Annotated in this window: 12 protein-coding genes; 10 read left to right on the plus strand and 2 right to left on the minus strand. The window is 70.3% G+C overall.

The window, feature by feature from the left end:
- Positions 1–191 precede the first annotated feature (191 nt).
- The 5 genes from WMF46_RS16380 to aroA all read left to right on the plus strand — a co-directional run bounded on the left by WMF46_RS16380 (position 192) and on the right by aroA (position 6,180).
- The gene (locus WMF46_RS16380; RefSeq protein WP_437986453.1) at positions 192–614 is read left to right on the plus strand and encodes a hypothetical protein; all 423 of its coding nucleotides are present in this window, start codon (positions 192–194) and stop codon (positions 612–614) included.
- A 950-nt stretch (positions 615–1,564) separates the two neighbouring features.
- Positions 1,565–2,149, plus strand: coding sequence for a hypothetical protein (locus WMF46_RS16385; protein ID WP_437986454.1), 585 nt, complete (start codon positions 1,565–1,567; stop codon positions 2,147–2,149).
- 53 nt (positions 2,150–2,202) lie between these two features.
- Positions 2,203–3,117, plus strand: a complete 915-nt coding sequence (locus WMF46_RS16390) for an isoaspartyl peptidase/L-asparaginase (protein ID WP_437552884.1) — start codon at positions 2,203–2,205, stop codon at positions 3,115–3,117.
- Between the two features lie 247 nt (positions 3,118–3,364).
- Positions 3,365–4,774: a glycosyl hydrolase family 8 gene (locus WMF46_RS16395; protein ID WP_437986455.1), complete on the plus strand. Its 1,410-nt coding sequence runs from the start codon at positions 3,365–3,367 to the stop codon at positions 4,772–4,774.
- A gap of 107 nt (positions 4,775–4,881) precedes the next feature.
- A complete protein-coding gene (aroA, locus tag WMF46_RS16400; protein WP_437986456.1) occupies positions 4,882–6,180 on the plus strand; it encodes a 3-phosphoshikimate 1-carboxyvinyltransferase in 1,299 nt (432 codons plus the stop codon).
- An 88-nt stretch (positions 6,181–6,268) separates the two neighbouring features.
- Here the strand turns inward: aroA and WMF46_RS16405 are convergent, their stop codons facing one another.
- On the minus strand, positions 6,269–7,009 hold the full coding sequence (locus tag WMF46_RS16405; RefSeq protein WP_437986457.1) for an alpha/beta hydrolase: 741 nt from the start codon (positions 7,007–7,009) through the stop codon (positions 6,269–6,271).
- 288 nt (positions 7,010–7,297) lie between these two features.
- On the opposite strand from WMF46_RS16405, the gene WMF46_RS16410 reads away from it, so the two are divergent.
- The 5 genes from WMF46_RS16410 (at position 7,298) to WMF46_RS16430 (ending at position 14,556) form a co-directional block, all read left to right on the plus strand.
- Positions 7,298–8,128, plus strand: coding sequence for an NADPH-dependent oxidoreductase (locus WMF46_RS16410; RefSeq protein ID WP_437986458.1), 831 nt, complete (start codon positions 7,298–7,300; stop codon positions 8,126–8,128).
- Positions 8,129–8,333: 205 nt separating this feature from the next.
- Positions 8,334–9,995, plus strand: coding sequence for an FAD-binding protein (locus WMF46_RS16415; RefSeq protein ID WP_437986459.1), 1,662 nt, complete (start codon positions 8,334–8,336; stop codon positions 9,993–9,995).
- Positions 9,992–10,327, plus strand: coding sequence for a 4Fe-4S binding protein (locus tag WMF46_RS16420; RefSeq protein WP_437986460.1), 336 nt, complete (start codon positions 9,992–9,994; stop codon positions 10,325–10,327). The genes WMF46_RS16415 and WMF46_RS16420 overlap by 4 nt, the downstream gene beginning before the upstream one ends.
- Positions 10,328–10,637: 310 nt before the next feature.
- The gene (locus WMF46_RS16425; RefSeq protein ID WP_437986461.1) at positions 10,638–12,692 is read left to right on the plus strand and encodes a rhamnogalacturonan lyase; all 2,055 of its coding nucleotides are present in this window, start codon (positions 10,638–10,640) and stop codon (positions 12,690–12,692) included.
- Between the two features lie 268 nt (positions 12,693–12,960).
- The gene (locus tag WMF46_RS16430) at positions 12,961–14,556 is read left to right on the plus strand and encodes a hypothetical protein (RefSeq protein WP_437986462.1); all 1,596 of its coding nucleotides are present in this window, start codon (positions 12,961–12,963) and stop codon (positions 14,554–14,556) included.
- Between the two features lie 633 nt (positions 14,557–15,189).
- Here the strand turns inward: WMF46_RS16430 and WMF46_RS16435 are convergent.
- A complete protein-coding gene (locus WMF46_RS16435) occupies positions 15,190–16,371 on the minus strand; it encodes a hypothetical protein (RefSeq protein WP_437986463.1) in 1,182 nt (393 codons plus the stop codon).
- Positions 16,372–16,897: the final 526 nt, after the last annotated feature.

The following is a 16,897-nucleotide window of genomic DNA, read 5'->3' on the forward strand; positions in this document are numbered from 1 at the left end:
CCAGGTGGCGTGCGTGGGACCGGTGTGACCGGGGCGGAGCCGTGTCGGCTCGACGTGCTGCGCAATTGAGCGGGCTTCCTCCGCCGAGCAGAGCTCGTGTATCGTCTCCCTTCGTGTCGAACGACAGTTTCTCTTCCGCTTCTTCGGGGGGCTCGGAGCGAGAGGGGGCCCGGGGCCCCTACGGTTTTCTCGTGCGGGTCGACGGTGCGCCGCCGCTCTGGTGCCGGGAGGTGCGGGGCTTCCACCGCGCCGCCGTCGCCGCGGCCGATCCTGACGCGCTGCCTCCCGCGCAGCTCGTGCTCGTCGGCCTCGACGAGCCGGCGCGCGCGTGGCTCGCGTCGTGGGCCGAGGACAGCGAGCGCGTGCGGCGCACGCTGACGATCCGCCGGCTGCTCGACGACCGGGAAGCCACCGCGGTCGTGACGCTGGCGTCCTACGGTTACGGAGTCAACACCGCGCTCGCCGTGGAGTCGGTCGTGGTGCCCGGGGGCGACGGCCCGGCGGCCATCCTGCGCAGCGGGGTCCACACGAAGGAAGAGATCGACGCGATGCTCGCGGTCCTCGCCACGGCGCTGCCGGAGGGCGAGGAGGCGAGCTGGTTCGCGCACGTCTGACGCGCGCGGGGCCCGGTCACGGCGCGCTGATCCGCCGCGCGACGTCCTCGCCGTTGTTCCACCGGACCTGTTCCGGCAGAGCTGTGCGTTTGCGTCCGGCACGTCGTCTCGCTGGAGCGCGCCGCGCCTCGTCCTGCCGAGACGCGCCTTGAACCTCGCCCTGCCTGGCTGCTTCTCCGGTGATGCCTGCCCGGCGGCGTGTGGCGTGCGGCGTGCGGCGTGCGGCGTGCGTTGTCGAACGACGCCTGCCCGGCTGCGCTGCGAGACGCGGTGGGAGCGGTGGGACGATGCGGACCGTGGGTGGACAATGGATGGAATGGAAGAGAATCGCTTTCGATGTTTCGGTGCGTGAGCCCCTTGCTCGCCTGAACAGCGGTGATACGCTGGTCCTCGGCCTCGGACGGAGCATCAGCTCCAGGATGGTCCTGCCGTGGAGCACCACGGTGCCGGGGTCGACACCAGATCGGCGGGCTCTCCGCTGATCCGCAATCGAACACCCTTGCCATGCCGGACGATCCCTTTCGATCCGGCGCGGGGTGCCGGCAAGCCGGAGGAGGGATGGACACCATGCACAGTACCAGTGGCTCTTCTATACCGGAGGCTGGGAACGGCTGACCCTCGTGGAGCGTGGACGCAGGGTCATCGGGGCCTTGCAAAACGCTACCGCGCTCGGCCAGGTCCGGCGCTCGATAACCTGTTGACTGCCATCGCGACCTCCGCGAGGCCGGCAGAGAGGGAATCGAGGAAGACTCAGGTCTTCCGGCAACGATTCTCACCGGTGCTCCGGGGCCGAATGCTCGTCGCGATGGGACAGGGGGGGCGCCGCACAGGCGGGATCAAGCGGGGTCCAGAAGGCCTCCGGTAGAGGCCCACGGGACGGGTCGGGTGCGAGCAAAGCACCCGACCCGTTTTTATTTCCATTGCCTGGGAGCGCTTTTTTGTCCTGCGCCGTGCCCGTCTGGTACGCGGGCTCGATGCGGATGCTGCTGCTCGCGCTGCTGCCGGCGTTGCCCCTTCTTCCAGCGTGCGCCGACGCCTTCGGGGATCGAGAGGCGCCGGAGCGGGGGACCGCGCTCGGCGCGTTCCACGTGGTCGGGACGCAGACGGCGAACACGTGCGGGGAGGGGGCGCTCGGCGCGAAGCGCCTGTGGGAGTTCGACGTCGAGCTCGCGCGCGGCGACGGCGCCCTCTACTGGAACAACGGCGCCAGCGTGATCGCAGGCGTCATCGACGACGACGAGGTGGGCTTCTCGATCGACGGGCGCGTGGTGGTGGACATGCGCGCCGGCGACGCGCCGCCGGGGCCGCCGTGCTCCGTCGAGCGCCGCGACCGGGCGCTCGGGCAGCTCGGCGGCAGAGGGGATGACGTCGCGGGGTTCAAGGCGACGATGTCCTTCGAGTTCGTGCCCACGGCGGGGTCTCGGTGCGAGGACCTCGTCGCCGGAGAGCTCAGCGTCGCGCCGGTGCTCGCGGCGCTGCCGTGCGGCATGGCCTACGATCTCAAGGCCAAGCGGAGCGCGCTCCCGCCCGAGTGAGCGTCGGCTGGGCGTGGACCTCCGGGCGCGCGCCGCGGTAGGGTGCCACGATCGTGAAGCACGTCATCCATTCTCTGGGCGGGCGCGGCGGGCGGCGCACCGTCCTGGTCCACGGCGGCGCGGGCAACGTCGCTCCGGAGCGGCGGCCGCTGCATGCGGCGGGGTGCCTCCGCGCGGCGCGCGAGGGAGCGCGCGTGCTCTCCGAGGGAGGCAGCGCGCTCGACGCGGTCGAGCGCGCGGTGCGCGTCCTCGAGGACGATCCGCTCTTCAACGCGGGCACGGGCGCGTGCCTCAACGAGGAGGGCCACGTCGAGCTCGACGCGTCGATCATGGAGGGCCGCGGGCTCAGGGCCGGCGCGGTCTGCGCGCTCTCGGAGTTCGCCGAGCCGATCGCGATCGCGCGCGCGGCGCTGGAGGACGGCCGGCACGTGCTGTACGCCGCGCACGGCGCCGCGCGGTTCGCGCGGATGAAGGGGTTCACGCCCGTGGGCGAGGCGGCGCTCATCACGGAGGCGGCCCGGGAGGCGCTCGCGGCGGCCCAGCAAGGCATCCGCGCGACCTCCTGGGCGGGCAACACGGTCGGCGCGGTGGCGCTCGACGAGGGCGGGCTCACCGCCGCGGCGACGAGCACGGGCGGCACGGTCAACAAGCGGGTCGGGCGGGTGGGGGACTCGCCCCTCATCGGGGCAGGGACGTACGCTGACGACGAGGCCGGGGCCGTGTCGACGACCGGCCACGGCGAGGGGATGATCCGGCTCGCGGTGGCGCACTCGGCGGTGGAGCGGATGCGCGCGGGCATCGGCGCGGTCGACGCGGCGAGCGGGATCATCGCGCACCTGGCGGAGCGCCTCGACATCACCGGGGGCGTCATTGCGCTCGATCGGGCTGGGCGGTTCGGGCTGGCGCGATCGACCGCGACCATGTCGTGGGCGGCGGTCGGCGATTGGGGCGAGGAAAGCGGTGTGTGAATTCGCTTTACAGAGAGCCCCGATTATTTCATGGTCACTGTTCATTACGTGACGCCCCTGGCGCTCTCGCGTGTGCGGTCGTGAGCATCACTGTCAGTCCGCGTTCGTCCTGAGCTGGGGTGTTCGCAACCAAGCCGCGGCGCTGTTGCGCGTGTCGGATCATGGCGTGTCATGCATGGCGAGGCGGCCTGAACGGTGCCCGATCCACGGGGATCACGCTGGGCTTCGTCACCAGGAGGTCTATCTTATGAATCGGAATTCGCTGCGGTTTCTCTCGGTGGGTCTGCTCTTGGCGGCCGTTGCGTGCGGGGATGACGACGGTGGCTCCGGCGGTGCAGGGAGCGTGTCCTCGGGCACGGGCGGGGCAGGGGGGACCGGCGGCTCTGCCGATGGCGGAGGCGGGAGCGGGGGCGGCGACGGCGGGGGCGGCGCGTCGACGCCTGGCGGGAGCGGGGCTGTCGATACGGGGGAGTACCGCAACCTCTTCGTCGAGAACGGGCGCACGCAGGACGAGGTGAACGCCAAGATCGCGGCCGCCTGGGACCATCTCTTCAAGGGTGATCCGGCCGAAGAGGCCGTCTATTTCGAGCAGGAGGAGAACGACAACGGCCCGCTCGCGCAGATCCGCGACATCGCGAGCGCGGACGTGCGCTCGGAGGGCATGAGCTACGGTATGATGATCGCCGTCCAGACAGACCATCAGGCGGAGTTCAACGCGCTCTGGAACTGGGCGAAGACAACCATGTTCCACGCCGACGAGACGCACCCGGCGTACGGGTATTTCTCGTGGCAGATGAACTTCGACGGCACCCCGCTGGACGAGATGCCGGCGCCGGACGGCGAGGAGTACTTCGCGACGGCGCTCTATTTCGCGTCGGGGCGCTGGGGCAACGGTGAGGGCATCTACAATTACAGGGCGGAGGCGGATCGCTTGCTCGACCTGATGAAGAACCGACCGGACATCACCGGGGAGTCCTTCGGGAACGGGGAGACGCGCACGACGACCGGGTCGACGCTCTTCAACACCGAGAACCACCAGATCCGCTTCACGCCGGACGCGGGGAACTTCGAGACCAACGGGGACCACACCGATCCTTCGTATCACCTGCCGGCCTTTTACGAGATCTGGGCCAAGTACGGTCCGGAGGCGGACCGCGCCTTCTGGAGCGAGGCGGCCGAGGTGAGCCGCGGCTACTTCCACCTCGCGGCCCACCCGGAGACGGGGCTCACGCCCGATTACGCGAATTTCGACGGCACGCCCAAGGCGGCGTCGTGGAAGCCCGAGTCCGTGGACTTCCGCTTCGACGCGTGGCGCACCGCGATGAACTGGTCCGTCGACTGGGCGTGGTGGGCGAAGGATGAGCGCCAGCAGGAGCTCAGCGATCGCATCCAGGCGTTCTTCGAGGCGCAAGGAGCGGAGTACGGGAACCAGTTCACCCTCGACGGCGAGGCGCTGAGCGCCGACCACTCCTCGGGGCTCGTCGCGATGAACGCGGCCGCCAGCCTGGCGGCCAAAGGCCCGCGGTCCGCCGATTTCGTCCAGGCGCTCTGGGACCTCGCTCCCCCGAGCGGGCAGTACCGCTACTACGACGGCATGCTGTATTTCATGGCGCTGCTGCACGTGGGCGGTCAGTTCCAGGCGTACGCGCCGCAGTGAGGCGCGGCGGCGCGGCGCTGCGCAGATTCGTGTGATCCGGGCTCCGTCGCGCGACGCGATGAGCCCGTGGCGGACGAATCTGCGCCCCGCTATAGTCCGCCGCCCCCATGATCCCTGCCGGTCCTCTGCCCATCACCCCGCTGTCCTCGCCGCCGGATCGGATCTGGCGGGTCCCTGGCTCGAAGAGCATCACGAACCGCGCGCTCGTGCTGGCTGCGCTCGCCGACGGCGAGAGCACGCTGGAGGGGGTGCTCCATAGCGACGACACGCGGCACATGCGGTCCGCCCTGGAAGCGCTGGGGATCGGGATCGAGGACGCCGGGCCGCACACGCTGGTGGTGAAGGGGGGGCGGGGCCGGCTGCGCGCGCCGAGGCGCGAGCTGTTCATCGGGAACAGCGGCACCACGGTGCGGTTCCTCGCGGCGCTCGCGTGCCTCGTGCCGGGCGAGGTGGTGCTGGTCGGCGACGAGCACATGGCCAAGCGGCCGATCGCCGATCTGGTCGACGGCCTGAGGCAGCTCGGGGCGGACGTGGAGTGCGCGACTGGCTGCCCGCCGCTCCGGATCCGGGGCGGCCGGCTGAAGGGCGGCACGCTGACGATGCGCGGCGATCGCTCCAGCCAGTATTTCTCGGCGGTGATGATGGCGGGCCCCTTCGCCGACGCCGCCATCGATCTGCGCCTGGCCGGCGAGCTGGTCAGTCGCCCTTACGTCGAGATCACGCGGCGCATGGTCGCGGATTTCGGCGGTCGCATCGACGAGGCCGCGGGCGGGTTCACGGTCCATCCCGCCGCCGGGTACCGCCCGCGGGCGTACCCGATCGAGCCCGACGCGTCGTCCGCGAGCTATCCGTTCGCGCTCGCCGCGGCCGCGGGCGGCGCCATCACCGTGCCCGGGCTCGCCGAGGGGGCGTTGCAGGGAGACTACCGGTTCGTCGAGCTCCTGGAGCAGGCAGGCGCGCGCGTGAGCCGGCAGGCCGACGCCACCACCGTGCGCAGCGACGGGCGCCTGCGCGGCATCGACGTCGACATGCACCACATCTCGGACACCGTGATGACGCTGGCCGCGATCGCTCCGCTCCTCGAGGGGCCGACGACGATCCGGAACGTGGCGAACATCCGGATCAAGGAGACGGACCGCCTCGCCGCCACGGTCGCGGAGCTCCGCCGCCTGGGCCAGGAGGTGACCCACGGCGACGACTGGCTCCGTATCGAGCCTCGGCCCCTGACGCCCGCGCTCGTGCGCAGCTACAGCGACCACCGCATGGCGATGAGCTTCGCGATCCTGGGGCTGTGCCGGCCGGGGATCACCATCGAGGATCCGGCCTGCGTCGCGAAGACGTACCCGACGTTCTGGGAGGACGTCGATGCGTGCTCCCGCGCGGCAGGCGCGGCGCCCGCCGTGTGATCCCGGCCCGCGCCGCCGGTCGGGCGCTCAAGAGGCGGCGAGCACGGCCTCCACGCGCGCTCGATAACACACGCGCGCCGGGCCCAGGTCAGAGGCGGGGCCGCGCGTTCTCGTCGAGCCAGTCGAGCGCCTCGTCCATCACCCGCTCGGCGTCCGGCAGCTCTCCGTGGTGCGCGCCGGGCATCTCCCGGTAGACCGCCGGTATCTTCGCGGCGAGGAGCCCGCTCGCGCCGTCCTTCATGCGGTACGTGGCATCGAGCTCGCCGCTGATCATCACCGCTCCCCGGATGTCCCGGAGGCGCGCGGCCGAAGGCGTGGTGGGGGCGCCGAGCAGCACCAGCCGCGAGTACCGCTCCGGCCACCGCTCCGCGAGCCGCTCCGCGATATAGGCACCCTGCGAGTAACCGATGACCACGAGGTCCTCCGCCTCGCCGCCGCACGCCGCCAGCGCGCTCCGGATGCGGCCGTCCTGCTCCTCGGCGTCGGGCGAGTACTTGCTGAACACCCCGCCGGCGCCGCAGGGCACGTTGCCCTGGAGCCCGAGCACACCGCCGTGCTCCCGCGCCGCCCTCGCGAAAGCTTGCACGTAGCCCATCCCATGCCCGCACATGCCATGAAGGAACACCATCCGCGGACACGCGCCGAGAGGCCCGGTGACGACGAACGCCGGCAGATCGCCAGGCACGGGCGCCTCGGTCGCGACGAGCGGCGGCTCGGCGGGCTGCCGCTCGATCATGGCGGGCTGTGCCGGGCGCTCCTCCGCGAGCGCACGTTCCTCCTTGCCACACCCCGTCGCCAGCGCCGCGAGGCCGAGTCCGGATATAGCCATGGCGGAAATTTTCATCATCCTGGCGTTGGGCCACGATCGGCTCACCGCAAGCGGCCCGGTGCACCCGCGGGGGTTTCCGCTCACCCGGCGAGCAGAGCGGTTTGCCCTTTCTGACGGATGAATCATCCGTTATAACGGACAATGGCCTGGCTGGCGCGGCTCCCCGGGATCGTCGCGCCGCGCGCCCGCGGCACCGAGGCGCGCAGGGAACAGCCTGGCATCGCAGCAGGGGAGTACGTCCCGCGCTGCGAGAGACGATCGATTGCAAGGATGGCAAGGAGCAGACCGATGAGTGATCGCGGCTTGGGTTATTTCGGCGAGCGGTACGGCAGCGAGGGACCGGCGCCCCGCTTCGCGCAGTGGAACGAGGTGATCGAGGCGCTGCTCGGACATCGCTCGGTGCGGCGTTACGCGCCGAAGCCGCTCCCGGAGGGCACGCTCGATCTGCTCGTGGCCGCGGCGCAGTCGGCGCCGAGCTCGTCGAACCTGCAGCTCTGGAGCGTGCTCTCGGTGCAGGACGCCGAGCGGCGGCGGCGCCTCTCGGAGCTCGCCGGCGGCCAGGCGCACATCCGCGAGTGCGGGCTGTTTCTTGTATGGCTCGCCGATCTGCGGCGGCTCGGCGAGCTCGCGAAGCACCGCGGCGTGGGGCACGAGGGGCTCGATTACCTCGAGATGTTCGTCATGGCGGTGGTCGACGCGGCGCTCGCCGCGCAGAACGCGCTCGTCGCGGCCGAGTCGCTCGGCCTCGGCACGGTCTATATCGGCGCGCTGCGGAACCACCCTGAAGCGGTCGCGGCCGAGCTCGGCCTGCCACCCCAGGTGTTCGCGACGTTCGGCCTGTGCGTGGGCTGGCCCGACCCGGCCGCCCCGGCGAGCATCAAGCCGCGGCTCCCGCAAGAGGTCGTCCTGCACCGCGAGCAGTACGGCGCGTTCGAGCGAAGCGTGGGCGCCCTCGATAGCTACGACCAGCTCATGGAGCGCTTCTACGCGAAGGAGCGCATGGGCGTGCAGGGGAGCTGGAGCCGCCACTCGGCCGCGCGTGTCGAGTCGGCCCAGGCGCTGCGCGGGCGCGACCGGCTGCGCGCGGCGCTCCTGGCGATGGGTTTCCAGCTGCAGTAGTTGCGGCGCAGGGGTCGAGGCGCGCTCGAGGTGCCGCGGAGGTGCGCCCGGAGCAGCACCGGGGCAGCAGCCCCTGGTGCCTCTCCAGCAACCAGGGGGGCGCCCGCCGGATCGACGTGGGGAAACAGGCCATGGCATGTCGGCTGCAATTGCAGTGGAGAGGGGCGGATAAGGCAGCTGGCCTGAACAAGGGAGCCTTCCCATCATGAGCGAGGAACTGGAGCCTGAGGGCGAGGTCGGACGCGTCCTCGACGGGAGCGACACGCTGGCGCTGGAGGCCGACGTCCTGGTGCTGGGCGGCGGGCCCGCCGGGACCTGGGCCGCGCTCGCCGCGGCGGCGAAGGGCGCGCGCGTCGTGCTCGCGGACAAGGGGTATTGCGGCAGCAGCGGCGCCACGGCGCCTTCAGGGGTGGGCGTGTGGTACGTGCCCCCGGTCCCCGAGATGCGCGAGGCGGCCAAGGCCAGCCGAGAGGGGCTGGGCGGCTTCCTCGCGGACCGGGGCTGGATGGACCGCGTGCTCGACAGGACGTGGGCCAGCGTGAACGACCTCGCGACGTGGGGTTATCCGTTTCCTGTCGACGACAGCGGGCAGCCCGTCCGCCGCAGCCTGCAAGGCCCCGAGTACATGCGCCTCATGCGCAAGCGGGTGAAGCTCGCGGGCGTCCGCATCCTCGATCACAGCCCAGCGATCGAGCTCCTCGTCGACGCGAGCGGCGTGGTCGCCGGGGCGTCCGGCATCTGCCGGCAGCTCGGGCACAGGTGGGTGGTGAGGGCCGGGGCCGTGGTCATCGCCACCGGCGGCTGCGCGTTCCTGAGCAAGGCGCTCGGCACCAACGTCCTCACCGGCGACGGAGGGCTGATGGCCGCCGAGGCGGGCGCCGACATGTCAGGGATGGAGTTCTCCAACGCCTATGCGATCGCCCCGGCCTTCGCGTCGGTCACCAAGACCCTCTTCTACAACTGGGCGACGTTCTATTACGAGGACGGGCGCGTCATCGAGGGGGCCGGCTCGCAGCGCGGCCGGTCCGTGATCGCAGAGACCCTCCTCACGCAGCCGGTCTACGCCCAGCTCGACAAGGCCGACGAGGCGCTCCAGGCGTGGATGCGCACGGCCCAGCCGAACTTCTTCCTTCCCTTCGATCGCGCCGGCATCGACCCCTTCCGGCAGCGGTTCCCCGTCACGCTGCGGCTCGAGGGCACCGTGCGCGGCACGGGCGGGATCCGCATCACCAGCCACGGCTGCGCCACATCGGCGCCGGGGCTCTACGCCGCCGGAGACGCCGCGACGCGAGAGCTCATTTGCGGCGGATTCACGGGCGGCGGCAGCCACAACGCCGCGTGGGCCATCTCCTCGGGCCAGTGGGCCGGCGAGGGAGCAGCCCTGTTCGCGCGCAGCGTCGGCCCGAGCGCCGGCCGGCGGGTCGTCGAGGGGGCCGGCCGCGCCGCGCTCCCGGCGGCGGGCGGGACGAGGCCGCTCGACGCGGAGGGGGTGATCCGGTCGGTGCAAGACGAGGTGTTCCCGTACGACAAGAACCTCTTCCGCACCGCGCGGGGGCTCGCGGCCTCGCTCGACAGGCTCGATGGGCTGTGGCGGGAGGTGCGGCAGGCCTCGCCCGGGGCGGCGGTGCGCGGGGCCGTGCGGGCGCGGGAGAGCGCCGCGATGGTGGCCACCGCGCGCTGGATGTTCAACGCGGCGCGCGCGCGCACCGAGACGCGCGGCATGCACAAACACACGGACCATCCCGGGCTCGACCCGGCGCAGCAGCGGCGCCTGATCACCGGCGGTCTGGACCACGTGTGGGTGCGCCCCGAGTCCCCCGCGCCGGCGTCGATCGGCGCGGCCGCGGCGGAGGCGCAGGCGCCATGATCGAGCTCGTCAGCGACGCCCGGTGCATCGGGTGCGATCTCTGCGTCGAGGTCTGCCCCACCGACGTGTTCGACCGCGTGCCGGGCGGCGCGCCGGTCATCGCCCGGCAGGGGGACTGCCAGACGTGCTTCATGTGCGAGGCCTACTGCCCGGTGGACGCGCTCTACGTGGCCCCGGAGGCGGAGCGGCCGGTCGCCGTGGACGAGGAACGGATCGAGGCGTCCGGGCTGCTCGGGAGCTACCGGGCCGCGGTGGGGTGGGGCACCCGGCGCAAGCCGGGCGCCGCCGCCGACGAGACGTTCCGCGTCCTCACGGTCGCTCGCCAGACCTAGAGGCGCCGCGAGCGCCTCCGCGTGCCTTCACGGCAGTAGCCCCCATCCCCATCCCCGCCACGACAGTTCTCGCGGCGAGCCGTTCGAGCGCGAGCACCTGCTGCCCTGAAGGGGCTCGGGCCAGCCGAGCCCGTTGTCCTCAGGTGCGTGGCGGTAAATTTTCGACGCCCGAGGAATCGTGCGTCCCGTGCAATTCTCATGACTGACTTCGCCCTGCTCTCACAACCTGGGTGAGAAACGAGGCCACCATTCCGCTCACGGCCGGGAGGCGAGGCGCCGACCGGACGATGAGGGGCCGCGCGAGGTATGCATGAGACGACCTATTTTCTTGATTTGCTTTTCGCTCGCTGCCGCTCACCTGGCATGCGGATCGAGCGGTGAACCCGGAACCAGCTCGGACGGCGCCGGCGGGGAGGGCGCCGGGACGGGCGGCGGTACGACCGGCGCGGCGTCCAGCGGCAGCGGCAGCGGCGCGGGCACCAGCGCTGCGTCCGGCAGCGGCGGCGCCGGGACCAGCGCTGCGTCCGGCAGCGGCACCGCCGGGACCAGCGCCGCGACCGGCAGCGGCGGCGCGGGCGCGGGCGCTGGCGAACCGACGGGGTTCGCGCAGATGGAAGACCTCGACCGCGGTGTCGTGGCCGTGCCCACGGAGGGCGGCACGTACGTGGGCTTTCGCCTGTTCGGCTACGACCCCGACGACATCGCGTTCAACGTCTACCGCGACGGCGCCAAGGTCAACGCCGCGCCGCTCGCGGACTCCACGAACCTCGTGGACCGCGACGGCTCTCCGAGCTCGGTCTACACCGTGCGCCCCGTCATCGGCGGCGTCGAGCAAGGCGAGTCGGAGTCCGCGCCCGTGTGGAAGGATGGAACCCTGTCCATCCCGACGACGCCGCCGCCCGCAGGGGACGGCTACACGTACTCGAGCGGCGATGGCAGCGTGGGAGACGTGGACGGCGACGGGCGTTACGAGATCATCCTGAAGTGGGATCCGTCGAACCTCCAGGACAACTCGAAGGCCGGCCGCACCGGCAAGACCTACCTCGACGCTTACTCGCTCGACGGCAAGCGGCTCTGGCGCATCGATCTCGGCGTGAACATCCGGGCCGGAGCGCACTACTCGCCGTTCCTCGTGTACGATCTCGACGGCGACGGGAAGGCGGAGGTGGCCGTCAAGACGGCGCCGGGGACGCGCGATGGGAGGGGCGAGTACCTCAGCAAGGGGCCCGCGGCCGGCGATGACGATTCCAAGGATTACCGCAACAACGACGGCTATATCCTCACAGGCCCGGAGTACCTCACCGTGTTTGCCGGCGACACCGGCGCAGAGCTCGCAACGACCGAGTTCAAGGTCGGCCGCAGCGACCCGTGCAGCTGGGGCAACAACGAGTGTTATGGCAACCGCGTCGACCGCTTCGTCGGCACCATCGCCTTCCTCGACGACACGGGGCGCCCGAGCGTTGTGTTCGGGCGCGGCTATTACGCGCGCACGACGCTCTCGGCCTGGAACTACCGCGACGGCGCGCTCTCGAACCTCTGGACGTTCGACTCCAGCTCGAGCCGCGCCAACGAGGCGTTCGGCGGCAAGGGCTGCCACTCCATCAGCGTCGCGAACGTGGACGACGACCCGCAGCAGGAGATCATCAACGGCGGCGCCACGTTCGACGACGACGGCACGGGCCTCTGCGCGGTGGACTACTACGCTCACGGCGACGCGCTGCACGTCACGGATCACATCCCGTCGCGCCCTGGCCTCGAGGTGTTCCAGCCGTACGAGAGCGGCGACGCACCCGCCTACGCCATGCGCGACGCCCGCACGTGCGAGGTCCTCTGGAGGGGGCCAGGCAACGGCGGCGAGGAGGGCCCTGGCCGGGGTGTGGCTGCAGACGTCGACCCGCGCAGCCCTGGCAGCGAGGCGTGGGTCAACAACAGCGAGCTGCTGCGCGGCTCGGACGGTGATGGCGTCGGGAGCCGCCCTGCGTCGAGCAACTTCCTCATCTGGTGGGACGCGGACCTGAGCCGGGAGCTCCTCGACGGCAACGGCATCCGCCAGGCCGACGGCCAAGGGGGGAACTTCACGGCCGCCGGGTGTACCTCGAACAACGGCACGAAGAGCTCGCCGACGCTCAGCGCCGACATCCTGGGCGACTGGCGTGAAGAGGTGATCTTCCGCTGCGGCGATTCCATCCGCATCTTCACCACGAACCAGGTCGCGACGAACCGGATCTACACCCTGATGCACGATCCGCAGTACCGCGTTGCCATCTCGTGGCAAAACGGCGCCTACAACCAGCCGCCTCACCCGAGCTTCCATATCGGGGAGGGGATGGATGCAGCGCCGAAGCCGGACATCCACGTCCGCTGAGACACCGGCGCTAGCGAGTCGCCTCGCTCGACTCGACATCTGAAGCCGACGGCCTGGCTACCGAGTCACCACGCATCGAAAGGGCCGCCCTCACTGCACAGACCTCCTGTGAGCGTTCACAAGGTTTATAAATACACGAGTACAGTACATTCGTTAACACCGTTGACGAAGTTCGCGTGACGCTGGTACAGTGGTGTTACCTGCCCGCGGTGAGGCGGGTTGCGCCTGACGGACTGAGCCTAACGGCCTGAGAGCCTGAGAGAGCGACATGCGATTTATCGACCTGCACCAGGGTTCTGCAACCGACCTCCGTACATCCCGGCGGGGCCTGGCGACGCTCGCCGCGCTGGCCGCGTTGTTGCTCAGCGCGTGCGCCGGTGACGATGGCAACTCGTTGAGCGGCGCGTCGGAGGGCGGCGCGGGAGGACCCGACGCGACGGGCGGGACGGGCGGCGCGGGCTCGCAATCGAGCGTGAACTCAGGCTCGGGCGCGGGCACGGGTGCGGGCTCGCAGGCGAGCACGGGTGCGGGCTCGGGCTCGGGCTCGGGCTCGGGCGCGGGCACCGGAGGTGCCGGTGTCGGCGGCGGTCCGGACGACCATCCTGCGTACGACCACTGCGTGAGCGGGTACATGCCGCACCCGAGCGACTCGGATCCCAACATGAAGGATGGCCCGGCGGAGTTCTTTCCGCCCGGCAACAACAGTCCGGACATCGTCGATACGACGGTGCAGCCCCAGGTCCTGGACTGGATGTATGAAAACAGGTGGCAGGACGCTCACGTCGAGTGGCACGCGATCCGCGCCTGCAACTTCGGGGGCGCCGGGAGCAAGGTGGGCATCTGCAAATTCAAGCAGCTGGTCCCGCAGGATCAGAACTGTCAGAGCGCCGGCGACGGCTATCAGTTCCTTGTGTTCCACCGCCACATGATCCAGGCGCTGCAGCAGCTCTGGCCCAATCATAAAGAGCAGTTCACGGGCTTCACCAAGTTCCCGACCAAGGCGGAAGATGTGCCGTCCCAGTGGCGCTCCGCGTGGAAGAACTGGGACGCGGCCGCCCTCGAAGCCGGGAAAATCGGCGATGAGATCGACAAGCCCGAGAACCTCGCGAGGTTCAAGGACGAAGGCGAGCTCGGCTTCTGGCTTCAGTGCAACGTGGGGCAGAAGCTGGCGGGGGCGACCAACATGCCGTGGGTGGGGCTCCACTTCGTTCTGCACGCCAAGTGGGCGCGGCCGGGCAACACGACGCACGGTGTGAACAACACCAATGCGAACATCGACAACTACATGTTCTGGAAGCTCCACGGCTGGATCGACAACGTGTGGGAGAAGTACCGGCGCGCCAAGGGGATGTTGCCGACGGACAAGAAGTTGACGGATGATCTGATCGCGCAGTGCCGCGAGATGGACACCGAGATCAAGATCATCAAGGAGAACCTGGACCCCGAGGATGTCAGGGATCCCAATGCGCCTTTGCCGGTGGAGTCAGGGTACTTCCACGAGAAGGTGCGGCCCATCTTCGAGAGCGCGACGAATCTGTGCAGCGGCTGCCACGCCGAGTCGGGCCCCAACGCGGGGCTGTCGCTCGGTGGCCGCCTCAGCTCCAAGGAGATCGTCGACGGTCTGGTCAACGTCGCCACGCGCGGTGGCGGCCAGTTCAAGCTCGTCGTCCCGGGCGACCCCGACCACAGCTGGCTCTACCTCAAGGCCGCCGGCAAGGCGGAAGCCGCGGGTTGCCAGCAGTCCTCCACGGCGCAGTGCATCTCGGGCGTGATGCCGCCCAGCACGGGGGGGCCGACGGTCAGCCCGGCGCAGCTCGAGATCTTGCGTAAATGGATCGCGGACGGCGCCCCGGGACCGACCTGATCCTGGCGAACGCTTGAGGTCGGCGGGGATCCGAGCTGCCGGCCTCACGACTTTCGGGGCTCGGGGGGGCGCCATCCGCGCCCTCAGGCGTGAGAAGTACCCAGGACGCTCCACCTCTCTCCTGGCATCCCGCACATCGATCCCGTTGCTCGCCCCGTGGCATAAACGTCAACCACGCTTCGCGCCGCGTTCTCCTACATCCTAACGTTTACGTGGTCGTGGTCGTTTACGGCTGACCGTTGACGACCACGACCACGACCACGACCACGTTCACGTAAACGTTGACGTTCACGTGGGTGACCGATGGTGGGGTGGAGCGGGCTTCGTGCCCTGAGCGTGACAGAACGAGCTTGGTTGGCGCCTGTGAGGGGCACTCCACGAGGCCGGGCAGCTCGGCACTACCTGCACGCAACCGGAGACGGACCTGGGCGAGGCCGTACTCGTTCCGCCTGCCAGAAGTCCGGCCAGCGATCTGGGGAGAGATTTCAACGCAAAGGCGCCAAGTCGCAAAGTCGCAAAGCCGCAAAAAAACAGATCTTGCGCAGTTTTGCGCCTTTGCGACTTGGCGCCTTTGCGTTGAACTCTTTCTCCCCTCGCGACGCCGGTCCCTGGCAGGATCTCTGACCCGAGGTACTAGGGTCCAGGCGGCGGGTAGGTTTCCTTCATCTCCTGGATCCAGCGCGAGACCACCTCCACGCCCGTCTCGTCGACCTTGTGTGTCCCGATGCGCGGCATCTGCCCTTCGAAGCCGCGGAGCACCTGGCGGGCGACAAGCAAGCTGCGCGACGGGTCCCCCGGCCGGATGTCATACCAGTTGGCGGGGTCGGGGTTCGTGAGGCCCTCGTACTTCGCGTTTTCCGCGGGGCGCTTGTTGATGCCCGTCCGGGCGGCGTCCGTGGCCATCACGTCGCCGAGCTCGCCCGCCTCGAGCCGCAGGTACAGGCCCGTATCGTGGGCCGCCGCCTCGGGCAGGTCATTGTGACAGCTCACGCCGCAGTTGGCGTGCAGGTAGCCGAGCGCCTGGCGCTCCACCTCGTTGCCAGGAATCGTGAGGGCGAGATGGCTCGCGTCCGCGAACACACCGAGCTCGACCAGCGTCTCGGCCGAGAGCCCCTGGGCGCCAGCGCCGAGCATCAGCGCGTCCCAGCCGAGGACGTAATCGGCGCGCCCGACGTGGCACTCCTGGCACTGATCGCGGTTCGGCACCGTGTGGCCAGTGCCGTAGAGATCGGTCACGCCGAAGTCGTTCTGCATCTGGATCGCCTGCTTCTCGTCCTCGGACCACACATAGCTCGTATAGACCCAGCCGGCGGCCGTCTTGCGCAGGAGGCGAGTCTCCGCGAGGCGCTGCGCGCCGCCCGCGCCCGTCACGCTGAACTCCTTCCAGAACTGCGTCCCCTCGGGGTAGATGAACGCGTCCGGATCGCTCGTGTCCACCTGCTGCCCTTTCGGAATCGACACGAAGCGCCGCTTCTCGGCGCCGTCGCTCCAGAGCTCCACGGCAGGCTTGTACTCGAGCACACCGCACGCGAGCTCGCGCTGATCGAAGTTCCCGTAGAGCCCCGTACAGCGCAGATCCACCGGCAGCACGCCGTCGAGCGGCGCAGCGCAGTCCACGTCGGTGGGCATCGCGAACTCTGCGCAGCCCGCGCCGCCGGCGCCACCCGCGCCGCCTGCGCCGCTCGTTTGCGCGCCCGATCCGCCGCTGCCCACCGTGGCGCCCGACCCCCCTTCGCCCTCGGGCTGCGCTTGCCCGCCGCCCGAGCTGCATCCCGCCGCGAGCAGCAGCGCGCCGACGAGTGAACCGTTCCTCACGACATGAAAAAGCATGCGCGCAGTCTGCCACAGGAGAGGAGCGCTTGGGAGCGTGGAGTCACACCTTCGCCATGCCGCATCGCGCATCGACCCCGCGCCGCGCGCTTCATCCGGTCACCCGTCGTCCTTTGCAGGAATGTGAACGTCGATCAATCAACGATCGACCGGACAGAAGCGGTGGAGCCGACGGAGCGCGATGAGGGCAGGGCGCACTCTGAAAAGGTGAACCTATCGAATGGTCCACTCTTGCTGTACACCGCGCGTCCAGCGCCGGATCGTTCACACGGCTTGGACGCCCGGCATGGCCTGTCCGCCGCGCTCGTGCGCCGCTCCGGCGCCATGCTCGCGCGGTCGCGGCGGGCGCGGTGCGGCCTCGGCAGCAGGCGCTGCTGACCGCGTGCTCGTGACGCAGCAGCTGGCGCGCGGAGTCCGGCCGAAGCGCGTGGAAATGCCTGGCACGGCGCGTGCGATACGCGGCGCGCGTCGGAGCAGCGACCCGGCACGGAGGGCGCGCTCGGCGGTGCGC

Source organism: Sorangium sp. So ce117, from assembly GCF_051524395.1.
GTDB classification, from domain to species: Bacteria; Myxococcota_A; Polyangia; order Polyangiales; family Polyangiaceae; genus Sorangium; species Sorangium cellulosum_B.